Annotated in this window: 14 protein-coding genes and 1 other RNA gene; 5 read left to right on the forward strand and 10 right to left on the reverse strand. The window is 67.4% G+C overall.

Annotated features, from left to right (window positions below; all coding sequences use genetic code 11):
* Positions 1 to 36: 36 nt before the first annotated feature.
* On the forward strand, positions 37 to 906 hold the full coding sequence (locus ACK8OU_RS00645; protein WP_410301410.1) for a branched-chain amino acid aminotransferase: 870 nt from the start codon (positions 37 to 39) through the stop codon (positions 904 to 906).
* A 41-nt stretch (positions 907 to 947) separates the two neighbouring features.
* On the opposite strand, the gene ACK8OU_RS00650 is transcribed toward ACK8OU_RS00645, so the two are convergent.
* The 9 genes from ACK8OU_RS00650 to ACK8OU_RS00690 form a co-directional block, all read right to left on the reverse strand.
* Entirely contained in the window at positions 948 to 1,139 is a 192-nt protein-coding gene (locus ACK8OU_RS00650; RefSeq protein ID WP_410301411.1) for a hypothetical protein, read from the reverse strand.
* A 93-nt stretch (positions 1,140 to 1,232) separates the two neighbouring features.
* Positions 1,233 to 2,150: a DMT family transporter gene (locus ACK8OU_RS00655; RefSeq protein ID WP_410301412.1), complete on the reverse strand. Its 918-nt coding sequence runs from the start codon at positions 2,148 to 2,150 to the stop codon at positions 1,233 to 1,235.
* 56 nt (positions 2,151 to 2,206) lie between these two features.
* Positions 2,207 to 3,250 (reverse strand): tRNA epoxyqueuosine(34) reductase QueG, encoded by a 1,044-nt coding sequence (queG, locus tag ACK8OU_RS00660; RefSeq protein ID WP_410301413.1) that lies wholly within the window; start codon positions 3,248 to 3,250, stop codon positions 2,207 to 2,209.
* A gap of 78 nt (positions 3,251 to 3,328) precedes the next feature.
* Positions 3,329 to 3,994 carry an FtsZ-binding protein FzlA gene (fzlA, locus tag ACK8OU_RS00665; protein WP_410301414.1) on the reverse strand — a complete coding sequence of 222 codons (666 nt, stop codon included), beginning with the start codon at positions 3,992 to 3,994 and terminating at the stop codon, positions 3,329 to 3,331.
* A 106-nt stretch (positions 3,995 to 4,100) separates the two neighbouring features.
* Positions 4,101 to 4,700 carry a recombination mediator RecR gene (gene recR, locus ACK8OU_RS00670; RefSeq protein ID WP_410301415.1) on the reverse strand — a complete coding sequence of 200 codons (600 nt, stop codon included), beginning with the start codon at positions 4,698 to 4,700 and terminating at the stop codon, positions 4,101 to 4,103.
* Between the two features lie 7 nt (positions 4,701 to 4,707).
* Positions 4,708 to 5,052 carry a YbaB/EbfC family nucleoid-associated protein gene (locus tag ACK8OU_RS00675; RefSeq protein WP_410301416.1) on the reverse strand — a complete coding sequence of 115 codons (345 nt, stop codon included), beginning with the start codon at positions 5,050 to 5,052 and terminating at the stop codon, positions 4,708 to 4,710.
* A 10-nt stretch (positions 5,053 to 5,062) separates the two neighbouring features.
* On the reverse strand, positions 5,063 to 6,829 hold the full coding sequence (locus ACK8OU_RS00680; protein ID WP_410301417.1) for a DNA polymerase III subunit gamma/tau: 1,767 nt from the start codon (positions 6,827 to 6,829) through the stop codon (positions 5,063 to 5,065).
* 91 nt (positions 6,830 to 6,920) lie between these two features.
* Positions 6,921 to 7,017, reverse strand: an RNA gene (gene ffs, locus ACK8OU_RS00685) — signal recognition particle sRNA small type.
* 74 nt (positions 7,018 to 7,091) lie between these two features.
* Positions 7,092 to 9,038, reverse strand: a complete 1,947-nt coding sequence (locus tag ACK8OU_RS00690; protein WP_410301418.1) for a bifunctional 2',3'-cyclic-nucleotide 2'-phosphodiesterase/3'-nucleotidase — start codon at positions 9,036 to 9,038, stop codon at positions 7,092 to 7,094.
* 187 nt (positions 9,039 to 9,225) lie between these two features.
* On the opposite strand from ACK8OU_RS00690, the gene nudC reads away from it, so the two are divergent.
* Positions 9,226 to 10,194 carry an NAD(+) diphosphatase gene (gene nudC / locus ACK8OU_RS00695; RefSeq protein ID WP_410301420.1) on the forward strand — a complete coding sequence of 323 codons (969 nt, stop codon included), beginning with the start codon at positions 9,226 to 9,228 and terminating at the stop codon, positions 10,192 to 10,194.
* Positions 10,195 to 10,239: 45 nt separating this feature from the next.
* The gene (locus ACK8OU_RS00700; protein ID WP_410301421.1) at positions 10,240 to 10,701 is read left to right on the forward strand and encodes an SRPBCC family protein; all 462 of its coding nucleotides are present in this window, start codon (positions 10,240 to 10,242) and stop codon (positions 10,699 to 10,701) included.
* Positions 10,702 to 10,733: 32 nt separating this feature from the next.
* Here ACK8OU_RS00700 and ACK8OU_RS00705 read toward each other — a convergent pair whose 3' ends face one another.
* Positions 10,734 to 11,567 carry a prephenate dehydratase gene (locus ACK8OU_RS00705; protein ID WP_410301984.1) on the reverse strand — a complete coding sequence of 278 codons (834 nt, stop codon included), beginning with the start codon at positions 11,565 to 11,567 and terminating at the stop codon, positions 10,734 to 10,736.
* 322 nt (positions 11,568 to 11,889) lie between these two features.
* On the opposite strand from ACK8OU_RS00705, the gene ACK8OU_RS00710 reads away from it, so the two are divergent.
* Positions 11,890 to 12,420: a c-type cytochrome gene (locus ACK8OU_RS00710; RefSeq protein ID WP_410301422.1), complete on the forward strand. Its 531-nt coding sequence runs from the start codon at positions 11,890 to 11,892 to the stop codon at positions 12,418 to 12,420.
* A 165-nt stretch (positions 12,421 to 12,585) separates the two neighbouring features.
* Positions 12,586 to 14,508 carry an extracellular solute-binding protein gene (locus tag ACK8OU_RS00715; RefSeq protein WP_410301423.1) on the forward strand — a complete coding sequence of 641 codons (1,923 nt, stop codon included), beginning with the start codon at positions 12,586 to 12,588 and terminating at the stop codon, positions 14,506 to 14,508.
* Positions 14,509 to 14,513: the final 5 nt, after the last annotated feature.

Consider the following 14,513-nt stretch of genomic DNA (forward strand, 5'->3'; position numbering starts at 1 on the left):
GCAATATTCGCAAATCGAGCTCCGAAGGAGGACAAGATGGCCGGTGCTTATGACGATCGCGATGGCTGGATCTGGATGGATGGCAAGCTGGTGGAATGGCGCGACGCCAAGGTCCATATCCTGACCCATGCCCTGCATTACGCCTCTTCGGTGTTCGAGGGTGAACGCTGCTATAACGGCAAGATCTTCAAATCCGTGGAACATTCCGAACGTCTGCGCACGTCGGCGAACCTGCTGGACATGGAAATCCCCTATTCGGTCGAACAGATCGAAGAGGCGAAATATGCCATGCTGAAGGCCAACAACTGGACCGACGCCTATGTGCGCGCGGTGGCCTGGCGCGGGGCGGGCGATGACATGGGCGTTTCGGCCAAGCGCAACCCGGTGCGGCTGGCGGTCGCGGGCTGGGAATGGGGCGCCTATTACGGCGACGCCAAAACCAGGGGCGCCAGGATCGACATCGCCAAATGGAAACGCCCCAGCCCCGAAACCATCCCGGTCGCGGCCAAGGCGGCGGGCCTTTACATGATCTGCACCATGTCCAAGCACGCGGCCGAGGCCAAGGGCTGTTCGGATGCGCTGTTCATGGACTGGCGCGGCTATGTCGCCGAATGCACCGGCGCCAACATCTTCTTCGTCAAGGACGGCGAGGTGCATACCCCGCTGGCCGATTGCTTCCTGAACGGCATCACCCGTCAGACCGTGATCCAGATGCTGAAGGAAAAGGGCATCACCGTGCACGAACGCCGGATCGAGCCGTCGGAACTTGAAGGCTTCCAGCAGGCCTGGCTGACCGGTACCGCCGCCGAGGTCACGCCGATCGGCCAGATCGGGGATTACACCTTCGAGGTTGGTGCGCTGACGCTGGACATCGCGGCCTCTTACGAAAAGCTGGTGCGCAGCTAAGCGCAAGCCGGGTGGGCGTTCGGCGCCCACCCGGCCCCGGTTCAGGCCCGCTGGCCGCGTTCGATCCGGGCGAATTCGCGCAGTTTGCGCCCCGCGTCCCCGCGGGTGGCGGGGCGTTGCGACAGGATGCGGATCGCCGGGTGAAGCCCGCTTTTGCGGTCCATATCCAGATAGGTTTTCACGCGGGTGCCTTCGGCCCGGGGCGTGGCGCGGTCGATGATATGTCGGCCCATCTGATCCTCCTTCAGCTGTGCATGCCTATATCATAGGACCATGCGCGCGGAATTTCACCCCCAAGTTGCGGCACGGGCGCGAACGGGCGGTTTTCAGCCCTGCGGTGTCATCGCCTTGCGCTGCCGCGCGCGTTCAATCCCCAGCTGGCGTTCGCGCCAGATGATCAGTACCCCCGCCAGGATCACCAGCGCCGCGCCGCCCAGCATCACCAGGGTGGGGACCTCATCGAAGAAGACAAAGCCGATCGCCAGCGCGAAGATCATTGAAACATATTCGAACGGCGCCACGATCGAGGCATCGGCGTGCCGGTAAGAGGATGTCAGCAGGATCTGCCCCAGCCCGCCCAGCAGCCCCGCCGAAACCAGCAGCATCGCTTCGTGCGGCGCTGGCAGGACCCAGCCGAAGGGCAGCGTGACCAGCGACAGCACCGAGGCGGTGACCGAAAACCAGAAGACGATGGCCGAGGTGCGTTCGCTCGCCACCAGCTTGCGCACGAAAACCTGCGCCAGCGCGGCACAGGCCGCCCCGGCCAGCACCACCACCGCGCCCAGCATCTCACGCTCGGTGGCGGCGCCAAAGGTGCCAAGGCGCGGCGACAGGACGATCAGAACCCCCGCCATCCCCAGCGCCACCGCCGACAGCCGGAACAGCCGCACCTCCTCGCCCAGGAACATCGCGGCAAAGACCACCGTCAGCAGCGGCGCGGCATAGCCGATCGCGGTGACCTCGGGCAGCGGCAACAGGCCAAGCCCGGCAAAGCCGAACCCCATCGCCGCCGTCCCCACGACCCCGCGCCAGACATGGCCCATCGGCTGTGCGACCCGCAGCCCCGACCCAAGTTCGCGCCGCCAGGCCAGCCAGACCAGAATCACCGGGATTGCAAAGAAGGACCGGAAGAACACCGCCTCGCCCGGCGGCACATGCGCCGCCGTGGCCTTGATCAGCGCCGACATGGCGATGAACACAAGGACCGACGCGATTTTAAGAAGAATACCCCGAAGCGGTGACATGGCCGCAGGTTACCCGCTCCGGCGCGAAAGGGAAGCCCCCGGATCCGTCCAAAGGCTCACCCCCGCAGCCGCGCCAGCGCCCAGATGGCAGCATCGGCCACCGCCGGGTCCGGGTCCGCGGTCAGCCCCGCGGCCACCTCGGCCAGCGCGGGCAGGCCGGAATTTCCAATTGCATACAGAACGTTGCGCACCATCCGGTCGCGCCCGATCCGCTTGATCGGGCTGCCGGCAAAGCGCGCGCGAAAGGCGGCGTCGTCCAGCGCGGCCAGGTCCGCCAGCAGCGGCGCATCGACCTCGCGCGGGGCATAGCCGATCTCATGCGCGGCGGCGGCAAATTTGTTCCAGGGACAGGCCGCCAGGCAATCGTCGCAACCATAGATCCGGTTGCCCAGCCGCGCGCGCAGTTCCGGGTCCACCGGCCCCCTGTGCTCGATCGTCAGATAGGAAATGCAGCGCCGCGCATCCAGCCGGTAGGGCGCGGGAAAGGCCCCCGTCGGACAGGCGTCCAGACAGGCCCGGCAGGACCCGCAATGGCTGATCTCGGGCGGATCGGGCGGCAGATCCAGCGTGGTGAAGATCGCCCCCAGAAAGAACCAGTTGCCCAGATCGCGCGCCAGCAGATTGGTGTGCTTGCCCTGCCAGCCCAGCCCCGCCGCCTGTGCCAGCGGCTTTTCCATCACCGGCGCGGTATCGACAAAGACCTTGATCCCGGCCTCCTGACTCATGCGCCCGGCTTCCTCCAGCAGCCAGCGGCCCACCCGCTTCAGCCGCCGCTTGACCAGATCGTGATAATCCTTGCCCTGCGCATAAACCGACACGGCCCCCCGCTCGGGGCGGCCCAGAACCGCGGTCGGGTTGGCATCGGGCGTATAGGCCTCGGCCAGCATCACCACCGATCGCGCCTCGGGCCACAGCGCGGCCGGATCGCCGCGCCAGCCCATCCGCTCGGCCATCCAGCCCATCTGCCCATGCATCCCCGCCGCCACAAAGTCCGCCAGCCGCGCCGCCGCCTCGGGGATGGCATCGGGCCGGCAGATGCGCGCCTTGGAAAACCCCTCTTCCAGGGCCTTGCCGATCAGCCGCGCCTTCAGATCCGTCACGATGCGCCTTTCATCTTGCCGCAAATACCTCGGGGGTGCGGGGGCAGCGCCCCCGCCGCGCCCTGTCCGTCCGCGCGATCAGAAATCAAGCTCGGCATATTGCGGCGCGGGCGGCAGGCCCGGCAGCTGATCGGCCAGAAGCGACCGGAAGGCCGGGCGCGACTTGATCTTGGCATACCAGTCCCTGACATTGGCCGACCGGTCCCAATCCACGTCCGAGATATAGTCCAGACAGCTCAGATGCGCGGCGGCGGCGAAATCGGCCAGCGTCATCACATCGCCCGCCAGCCAGCGGCGCTGGTCCAGCAGCCAGCCCATGTAATCCAGATGATACTTGATCGCCCCCAGCCCCGATTTCACGGTCTTGCTGTCGGGATAACCCAGCTTCATCACCTTCTTCCAGACCCGTTCCCCCATCACCTTGCGGGTGACCTCGTCGTTGAACTTGTCGTCGAACCAGGCGCACAGCCGGCGCACCTCATAGCGCGCCTCGGGGTCGCGCGGCATCAGGGGCGGGGTAGGACAGGTTTCCTCGATGAATTCGCAGATCGCCTGGCTTTCGGCCATGACGCGGCCATCCAGCCGCAGGACCGGCACCTTTCCGGCCGGGTTGCGGCGCAGGAATTCGGTGCCGCGTTCCCAATAGCGTTCCTCGATCAGCTCCACCTCGATCTTCTTCTCGGCCAGTGTCAGGCGGACCTTGCGACAAAAGGGCGACAGCGTGACGTGATAGAGACGGTTCATGCGTGGCTCTCGTGCGGTTGCAAAAGCGGCGGGCTGGGTGGGGTGTGCCCGCGGGGCCTGGCCCCGTGATAGCCCCGCACCGGCGGGGGATCAATGGCGCAAAGGGTCAGAACCGCCGCCTTGCGCGCAAGGCCGCCTGAATGGTGCCGTCATCCAGGTAATCCAGCTCGCCTCCGATCGGCACGCCCTGCGCCAGGCTGGTGATGGCGATGTCGCGCCCCGCCAGCGCCTCGGCGATGTAATGGGCGGTGGTCTGGCCCTCGACCGTGGCGTTCAGCGCCAGGATCACCTCGCGCACGCCCTCCGCCCCGATCCGGTCCAGCAGCCGGGGGATGCCCAGATCCTCGGGGCCCACCGCATCCAGCGCCGACAACGTACCGCCCAGAACGTGATAGCGCCCCTTGAAGGCGCGCCCGCGTTCCATCGCCCACAGGTCGGCCACATCCTCGACCACGCAGATTTCACCGGTGGCGCGCGCGGGATCGGCGCAGATTTCACAGATCTCGCCCGAAGAAATGTTGCCGCAGATCGCGCAATCGCGCGCGGTTTCGGCGACATGGGCCATCGCGGCGGCCAGCGGCGCCATCAGGGCCGCGCGCTTGCGCAGCAGGTGCAGCACCGCGCGCCGGGCCGAGCGTGGCCCAAGCCCCGGCAGCCGCGCCATCAGCGCGATCAGCGCCTCGATATCATCCGCCGCGCGGGCCAAGGCCGCCTCAGACCGGCAGGTTCATGCCTGGCGGCAGGCCCAGGTCCTGCGCCAGCTTGGCCATTTCCGCCTGCGCGCGTTCGGCGGCGCGTTTCTGCGCATCCTTGATCGCGGCCAGGATCAGATCCTCGACCACCTCTTTTTCCGATGCCACCAGGATCGACGGGTCGATCGACAGGCCCGTCAGCTCGCCCTTGGCGGTGGCGGTGGCGCGCACCAGCCCCGCGCCGGATTCGCCCTGAACGGTCAGCTGCGCCAGGTCTTCCTGCAGGCTGGCCATGCGGTCCTGCATGTCCTTGGCCGCCTTCATCATCTTGGCCATGTCGCCAAGCTGCCCCAGTCCCTTGAACATCACGCTCTCCTCAATTGTCCTCGAAAGGGTCCCATTCGTCCTCGACCTCGGGCAGGGCTTCGGCCCGGGCCTCGGCGGTCAGGGCTTCGGCGGTGCGGATATCCTCGAATTTCGCCTGGGGAAAGGCGGCGAAGATCGCCTGCACCAGGGGGTTGTCCTGCGCCTCGGCCTCGGCGGCGCGCCGGCCTGCATCGCGCGCCTCGGCAATGGTTTCGGCGCCGCCCTCGGCCACGACGGAAACGCCCCAGCGCGCGCCGGTCCAGCCCTGCAGCCGCGCGCCCAGAACCTGCGCCAGATCGCGCGGCGCGTTGCCCGTGGGCTGAAACTCGATCCGGCCGGGGGCGTAATGCACCAGCCGCAGGTGGTTCTCGATGTCCAGCAGCAGCTTGACGTCGCGCATCTTGCGCACCAGGTCCAGCACATCGTCAAACCGGGCAAAGCGCGCCAGCGCGGTTTCGGGGGCCACCGCCCGCGCCGTCGCCGCGCCCGAGGATGCGACCGGGCCGCGTGCCACAGGCCCGTCCATGGTCATCGGGCCGCCCATCGCCACGGGCGCACCATGCACCGGCCCGCCGCCCGGTGCCGGGCCATGGCCCGTGGCCCCCGCGCCCGGCCCCTGCCGGAGACGTTTCAGCAAGGTTTCCGGGTCGGGAAGGTCGGCCACATGGGTCAGCCGGATCACCGCCATTTCGGCGGCCATCATCGCGTTCGGCGCCGCCGCGACCTCTTCCAGCGCCTTCAGCAGCATCTGCCACATCCGCGTCAGCACCCGCATCGGGATCGCCTCGGCCATCGCCTGGCCGCGCGTACGTTCATCGGGCGGGACGGTGGGATCCTCGGCGGCTTCGGGCGTGATCTTGATCACCGAAATCCAGTGCGTGATTTCCGCCAGATCGCGCAGCACCGCCATCGGATCGGCGCCATCGGCATATTGCCCGGCCAGTTCCGCCAGTGCCGCGGCCGCCTGACCCTTCAGGATCATGTCGAACAGGTCCAGCACCCGGCCGCGATCGGCCAGCCCCAGCATCGCGCGCACCTGATCGGCGGTGGTTTCACCCGCGCCATGGGCGATCGCCTGATCCATCAGGCTCATGGCGTCGCGGACCGACCCTTCGGCCGCCCGCGTGATCAGCGCCAGCGCATCGGGGGCAAGGCTTGCGCCCTCCAGCCCGGCGATGCGGGACAGATGGGCCATCATCACCTCGGGTTCGATGCGCTTCAGGTCGAACCGCTGGCAGCGCGACAGCACGGTGACGGGCACCTTGCGGATTTCCGTGGTGGCGAAGATGAATTTCACATGCGCGGGCGGTTCTTCCAGTGTTTTCAGCAGCGCGTTGAAGGCGCTGGTGGACAGCATGTGGACTTCGTCGATGATATAGACCTTGAAGCGCGCGCTGGCCGCCCGGTAATGCACGCTTTCGATGATTTCGCGGATGTCGCCCACCCCGGTGCGGCTGGCCGCGTCCATTTCCATCACGTCGACATGGCGGCCCTCGGCGATGGCGCGGCAATGTTCGCAGGTGCCGCAAGGTTCGGTCGTGGGGCCGCCGGTGCCGTCGGGGCCCACGCAGTTCAGCCCCTTGGCGATGATCCGTGCGGTGGTGGTCTTGCCCACGCCGCGCACCCCGGTCATCACGAAGGCATGGGCGATCCGGTCGGCCGCAAAGGCGTTTTTCAGCGTGCGCACCATTGCCTCTTGCCCGATCAGGTCGGCAAAGGTGGCGGGGCGGTATTTGCGGGCGAGAACCTGATAGCCGGTCTCTGACGTCTCGGACATGCGGCGCGCTCCTGAAATTCGCCGGCAGTCTAGACGGCGGGGCGGTCAAGTCAAACCGATCGCAGAGGCTGGCCGATCGCAGAGGCTGGGGGGTGAGAGGCTGGACAGCGACCCAAGCGGGGCTCGTTGCGGCTGCTTCCTTCCGGACCTGACCGGGTTGGCGAGGCGCTCGCCCGCGCCAACCTCTCACGCGGTGATATAGGGGGGGCGGTGCGGATTCGCAAGGAAGCAATCGGGAAAAGGCTGCGCGCGGGGGGGGCGGTCAAAGGTGCAGGCGAAAGCGGGCAAAACCCGCCGGCGCCGGGGCGTCGCGCAGCAGTTCGAACCGGCCCGACGGCAAGGGCACCGTGGCGGCGTTTCGGCTGGTGTCAAAGACCGCCGTTGCCCCGGAAACCGGCGCAAAGCGCCAGACCGGGGCAGCGTCGGGGGTGATGGTGCCGCGCCGCGCGACTTCGGTCAGCAGTGCCGTGGCCACGGGCAGGGGTCTGCCCAGGTCCAGCGCCGGACCTGTGGCGCCGGGAAAATGCCCCGCGCCCGCGCTGCGGAAATTGTTCGTTGCCACGACAAAGCGCGCCCCGGGGGCGACGGGACGGCCCTGATGGCAAAGCGCGCGGATGCGCCGCGCGCCGGGGTTCGCCAGCCGGCCATCGGGGGCATAGCGGGGCGGGGCCGACAGGTCGATCTGATAGGTCAGCCCGTGAATCACGTCAAAATTGTAGCTGGGAAAGTCCGGGTCGATCAGCGGCTGGTCGGTTTGCCCCGGTGCGATCCGGCGAAACAGGCCCGCGGCGCGTTCCAGCCATTCGGCCAGATCGGCGCCCGAAACCGCGACCGCGCTGATCGTGTTGGGATAGATGTAAAGATCGCTGACATGGCTGCGCAACAGCGGGCCTGCGGGAATGTCGATGAAGAAATCCGGCCCGCCGCGCCCGCCGCATTTGAAGGGCGCCACCGCCGACAGCAGCGGCAGTGCCGCCTCGGGTCGTTCTGCCAGACGCTGCGCGACATGGGCGCGTTGCGCCTGCGCCACCAGCGTCAGCGCGGCATCGGGCGCGACCAGCGCGAAAAAGCTGTGGATCGGCGCCGCGGTCCGGCCCACGGGGCGGCGCAGGCCGGCCAGGGTTTCGTCATGCGCCGCCTGCGCCAGCGTCACGATGTGCGGGCAGGCCGGCGTGGTGGCGCGCGCCACCCCATCGGCCCCGCGTTCGCTGATCGGCCGCAACTGGCCCCGGAAATCGGCCACGCGCCAGCCCCCGGCGTCCTGCACCAGATCCAGATCCAGCACCCCCAGATGCGACCCCCAGAACCCGGGCATCAGCGCGGGCTTGCCGCCGATGGCGCCGCGGTCGGGGTCGATTCCCGGGGCCACCGGCAGCTGGGGGGACGGGAAAGGCAGGTGGCTGTGACCGCACAGCAGCACATCGATGCCCGCGATCTCCGCCAGATCCAGCGCGTCCTGTTCGCCCCGGTTCGCGGCGCCGGGCGCGCCGATGCCGGTATGGGCCAGCGCGATCACCAGGTCGGCCCCCGCGGCGCGCAGCGCGGGCACATGGGCGCGCGCGGCCTGAACGATGTCACGCGTGACGATGCGGCCGTGCAGGTGATCGCGGTCCCAGTCGCTGATCTGCGGCGGCACAAAGCCGATCACGCCGATCCGGAACGGGTGGTCGCGCCCCTGCGCATCGCGCAAGCGCCGGTCCAGCAACACCCAGGGCGGCACAAAGGTGTCATCGCCCAGCGGATCGGCGCCGATGGCGCGGGCCACATTGGCCGAGACCAGCGGAAAGGCGGCATCGCGCATCGCGCGTTCCAGCACCGGCAGGCCATAGTTGAATTCGTGGTTACCCAGCGTCCCGGCATCATAGCCCAGGTGGTTCATCGCCGCGATCATCGGGTTGGGTGTGTCGCGCCCCAGGCATGTGTCCGCGACGTGATCGGCCAGCGGGTTGCCCTGCAGGAAATCGCCGTTGTCCAGCAGCAGGCAATTGGCCACCTCGGCGCGGGCGGCGGCGATCAGGGTGGCGGTGCGCGCAAGACCCCGCGCATCGCAGGGGCGATCGGCGAAATAGTCATAGGGCAGGATGTTCATGTGCAGGTCGCTGGTTTCCAGCACCCGCAGCTGCAACCGCGTGCCGGTCGGGGCCACGGGCCGGGCATCTGGCAGGCCCCGCCCGTCGGGGGTTGGGTCAGGTTCGCCCTGCCGTGCCAACAAACTCGTCCTCAACTCCCAGCGCATGCGCGGGTTCACCATTACTCTTGCAACACCTGACAGACACAACCTTAGGGCGAAAAGGTCCGCTGCGCCAGAGCGAAATTGCCATTTTGATCCACCGTGCGGCCCCACTGGTCAGGGCGCGGCCGATGTGCAAGATCAGGCTGGGCAGCAGGGGGATGCGATGGGATACGGAATGGTGCTTCAGGACATGGCCTTCGCCGATTCGGGGCTGGAGCGCGCGGCGGAATTGCGCGGCGATCCGGCAGCGGTGGCGCGGCTTTTGTCGGACCCGCGCGCGCGCGTTCTGCCGCTGTGGCGCGGCAAGCCGCTGTTTGCGCCCGATGCGGCGGGGCTGGGCTGGGCTGACCCCGGCCATCGCGCGTTGCGCGACGCGGGCCTGCCGCCCATTCTGCTGGGCATTTCCGATGACTGCCCGCGCTTTGCGCTGGACCTGTCGGGCTGGACGCCCGAAGGCCCCTTGCCCGAGGCCGGTTTCCTCGATCCGTCCGAACAGGTCCATCCCGATCTGCCCGAAGGCTACGTCTTTGCCGAATTGCGCGCGCGTATGGGCCTGTTGTCCGCGCGTGAGGCGGAACTTGCCGCGACCGCCCGGGCGGTGACCGGCTGGCATGCCACGCATCGTTTCTGCGCGGCCTGTGGCGCGGCATCCGACCTGGTGCAGGCGGGCTGGCAGCGGCGCTGTCCGTCCTGCGGCGTGTCGCATTTTCCGCGCACCGATCCGGTGGTGATCATGCTGGTCACGCGCGCGAACAAGACCCTGCTGGGCCGGTCGCCGGGGTGGCCTGCGGGGATGTATTCCTGCCTTGCGGGTTTCATGGAACCGGGCGAAACCCTGGAGGCCGCCGTGCGCCGCGAGGTGCGCGAGGAAACCGGCGTGGCGGTGGGGGCGGTACGCTATGTCGCCTCGCAGCCCTGGCCGTTTCCGGCCTCGTTGATGCTGGGCTGTCAGGGCCTGGCCGAGACCGAGGCGATCAGGCTGGACCCGGTGGAACTTGAAGATGCGCTGTGGGTCAGCCGCGAACGTCTGGCGACGATCTTTGCCGGCGCCGATCCGCAGATCCGCCCGCCCCGGCGTGGCGCGATCGCGGGGGCGCTGTTGCGCCACTGGCTTGCGGATGCGCTGGGTTGACGTCACAAGGGTGCCGGTCCGGTCCGGTGCAGTACGAGGGTTCGCATGAAGTTTTCCAGCCGCGAGGATGTGGCCGCCACGCCCGAGGCGGTCTTTGATGCGCTTGCCGATATCGCGCGGTTCGAACGCATGGCCGTGCGCGAAGGCGTCAGCCTGCGGCGTCTGGATGAACGGGCCGAACCCGGGGCGGGGATGACCTGGGAAATCGAATTCCGCTTTCGGGGCAAGCAGCGCATGCTTGTCGGTGACATCCGCCGCTTTGACCGGCCCGAACGGGTGGAATACGGCGGGGTTTCCCCGAATTTCGACCTGTTTCTGGCGGTGTCGCTGCTGCCGCTGTCGCGCGCGCATACGCGGATGCATGTCGAACTGACCCTGCGCCCGCGCAGCCTGCGCGCGCGCGTTCTGGTGCAGGCGGCGCGTCTGGGGCGGGCCAATCTGCGGCGCAGATATGCCGATCAGATCCGCGCCTTCGCCCGCAGCATCGAGGCGCGGCCCGCCGGCTGATCCGCGCGCGCCCCCGCGACGACCCGCGGCGATCAGCCGTGGCGGCGCGGATCGGCGGGATAGACACCCAGCAGCGTCAGCGACGAGGTGAAATAGCCCAGTTCCTCCAGCGCCAGACGCACGTTGGTGTCATCGGGGTGGCCTTCGATGTCGGCATAAAACTGGGTCGCGGTGAAATTGCCGTCCACCATATAGCTTTCCAGCTTGGTCATGTTCACGCCATTGGTCGCAAACCCGCCCATCGCCTTGTACAGCGCGGCCGGAATGTTGCGCACGCGGAAAACGAAGGTGGTCATCATCCGGTCGGCGCGGCGCTTCAGGTCGGGTTCGCGTGCCATCACCAGAAAGCGGGTGGTGTTGTTCTGCCGGTCCTCGATATGGCGCGCGATGCAGTCCAGCCCGTAGATTTCCCCCGCCAGTTCCGATGCCAGCGCCGCCACCTTGGGGTCGCGCCGTTCGGCCACGATCTTGGCCGATCCGGCGGTATCGGCGCCGGTGATCATGCGCAGGTTGTGCTGGCGCAGGAAGCTGCGGCACTGGCCCAGCAGGACGGTATGGCTCATGGCGGCCTCGATCTGGTCGATCTTCGTGCCGGGCAGCGCCAGAAGGTTGATGTGAACGCGCACAAAGGCCTCATCCACGATGTGAAGGCCGCTTTCGGGCAGCAGGTGGTGGATGTCGGCCACGCGCCCGTAGGTGGAATTTTCCACCGGCAACATGCCCAGATCGGCCTCGCCCTTGCGGACCTGTTCGATCACCTCTTCGAAGGTGGCGCAGGGCATGGCCTCCATCGTGGGGCGCGACTGGCGGCAGGCCTGATGGGAATAGGCGCCCGGTTCGCCCTGAAATGCGATCCGCCCTTTCACATGCATGCTCATCCTGCCTCCTTTCGCTGTGATCATCCATGGCGCCGGGGCGCCGTCGGTTCCCGGTTATACTGCGGCGCGTGGCAGGGAAAGACGTGAAACCCCTGCGGCGCGCCAATGGGCCGGGGCGCGGCTTTGGCGCAACGCCCGGGTGCCAGCCCGGTGCCAGCCCGGTGTCCGCCGGGTGCCTGATCGCGTCAAAGCGGCGGAAAAACCGCGCGCGCGGGGCCAAATTGCACCCCGCGCGCAGAAACATGCCTTGAAATGCAGGGGCCGAAACGGGTAGATGCGCACAACTGAACAGCCACATCAGGGAAGAGCCATGTTCGACACGATGACTATCACGAAGGCAGGGGGTGCCGTGATCGGCGCGCTTCTGGTCTTCCTTCTCGGCAACTGGGCGGCCAGCGCGCTTTATTCCGTTGGCCATGGCGCCCATGGCGGGGGAGAGGTCGCGGGCATGACGGCGGCGCCGGGCGGGCTTCTGGACGTGGCCGAAGAAGGCGCCGGGGAAGCCGCGGAAGAAGTCGTGGAACTGGCCCTTGATTCGGGCGATGCCGCCGCCGGCGAAAAGGTCTTTGGCAAGTGCCGGGCCTGCCACAAGGTCGATGGGGCCAACGGCACCGGCCCGCATCTGGACGGCGTCGTGAACCGCGCCATCGGCACGGTTGACGGCTTTGCCTATTCGGCCGGCATGGCCAGCCACGGCGGCACCTGGACGCTGGAAGAACTGAACACCTTCCTGATCAAGCCCAAGGATTACCTGCCCGATACCAAGATGGCCTTCGCCGGTCTGCCCAAGCCGGAAGATCGCGTGAACCTGCTGGCCTATCTGCAGAGCGTTTCGAACTGATCCTGCACGATTTTCCCTGCCGGGGACAATCAGGCCGCGCCGCGCTGGCGCGGCCTTTGCTTTTCGTCCCCCTCTCACGCAATCGCAACTTGAAGCCCCGCACCCCGGCCCGTTACCAATGGTGCCGGAAGGGCGCGGACCCGCGCAGCGCAGGGGAGTGAGCAGATGGCGAAGGCAAGGGCGGTTGCACGGGGCAGGGTGTCACGGGGCGGGGTGGCACAGGCTGACACGTCATGGGGTGTGACCCTGCGCGCCATGGGGGCGCTTGTGATCGCACTGGCGCTGTGGGCCGGCCTTGCGCTGGGCGCGCGGGCGCAGGACACCATCACCGCGCATGGCATTTCAACCTATGGCGATCTGAAATACGGCCCCGATTTCGCGCATCTGGACTATGTGAACGCCGATGCGCCCAAGGGCGGCGAGATTTCCGAATGGACATCCGGGGCGTTTGACAGCTTTAACCCCTTCACGCTGAAGGGGCGCGCGGCGGCACTGTCCTCGGTGATGCTGGAAAGCCTGCTGACCACCACCGCCGATGAAATCGGCGCGGCCTATGGGCTGCTGGCCGAAAGCCTGGAATATCCCGAAAACCGCGACTGGGTGATCTTTACCCTGCGTGAGGGCATCACCTTTTCCGATGGCACGCCGATGACGGCCGAAGACGTGCTGTTTTCCTATGAAACCTTCCGCGACAAGGGCCTGTCATCCTTTCGCACGGTGCTGAGCCAGAAGGTCCAGTCCGCGGAACTGCTGGACGACCGGCGGATCCGGTTCACCTTTGTTCCCGGTTATCCGCGCCGCGACATCATCCAGACGGTCGGCGGCCTGCCGGTCTTTTCCAGGGCGGATTTCGAACGTCACAACCGCGATCTGGAAGAAAGCAGCAACATCCCCTTCCTGGGGTCGGGCCCTTATATGTTCGACCGCGCCGAGGGCGGCACCCGCGTGATCTGGAAGCGCAACCCCGACTATTGGGGCCGCGATCTGCCGATCAACCGCGGGCGCAACAATTTCGACACCATCCGCATCGAATATTTCGGCGATTATCAGGCCGCGTTCGAGGGGTTCAAGGCCGGCGCCTATACCTTCCGCAATGAGGCATCTTCAATCATCTGGGCGACGGGCTATGATTTCCCGGCGCTGAACGCGGGCCATGTGGTGAAACGCGAATTGCCATCCGGCGCGATCGGCACGGGGCAGGCCTTTACCATCAACCTGCGCCGCGACCGGTTCCAGGACATCCGCGTGCGCGAGGCACTGGGCCTGATGTTCAATTTCGAATGGGCGAATGAAACGCTGTTCTACGGGCTTTACGCCCGCACCCGGTCGTTCTGGGACAATTCCGACCTGGCCGCCGAAGGCGTGCCCACCCCCGAGGAGGTGGCGATCCTTGAACCGCTGGCCGCCGACCTGCCGCCCGGCATCCTGACCGATCCGGCGGCGGAGCCCGCCGTTTCGGGCGCGCGCCAGCTGGACCGGGGCAACCTGCGCAAGGCCGCGGCGCTGCTGGATGCGGCGGGCTGGCCCGTCGGCGATGGCGGCATGCGCCGCAATGCGCGCGGCGAAACCCTGCGCGTCGAGATCCTGAACGACAGCCAGACCTTCGACCGCGTGATCAACCCTTACGTCGAAAACCTGCGCGCGCTGGGGGTGGATGCGGTGCATTCGCGTGTGGATGACGCGCAGTTCACCAACCGCGAACGCAGCCACGACTTCGACATGATCACCGATCAGCTGGGACAGGATTACATCCCCGGATCGGGGCTGCAGCAGTATTTCGGGTCGGCCTCGGTGGGGGATGTGTTCAACTCGATGGGGCTGGCCAACCCGGCCATCGACGCGCTGATCCGGCTGGTCGAAGAGGCGCAAAGCCGTGATGAGATGACCACCCGCGTCCGCGCGCTGGACCGGGCACTGCGCGCGCTGCGCTTCTGGGTGCCGCAGTGGCACAAGGCCACCCATACGGTCGCCTATTACGACATGTATGAACACCCCCGGAACCTGCCCCCCTATGCGCTGGGCGAACTGGACTTCTGGTGGTACAACGCCGAAAAGGCCGAAAAACTGAAAGCCGCCGGCGCGTTCTGACCGGC

This window comes from Pontitalea aquivivens (assembly GCF_046507575.1).
Taxonomy (GTDB): Bacteria; Pseudomonadota; Alphaproteobacteria; order Rhodobacterales; family Rhodobacteraceae; genus Pontitalea; species Pontitalea aquivivens.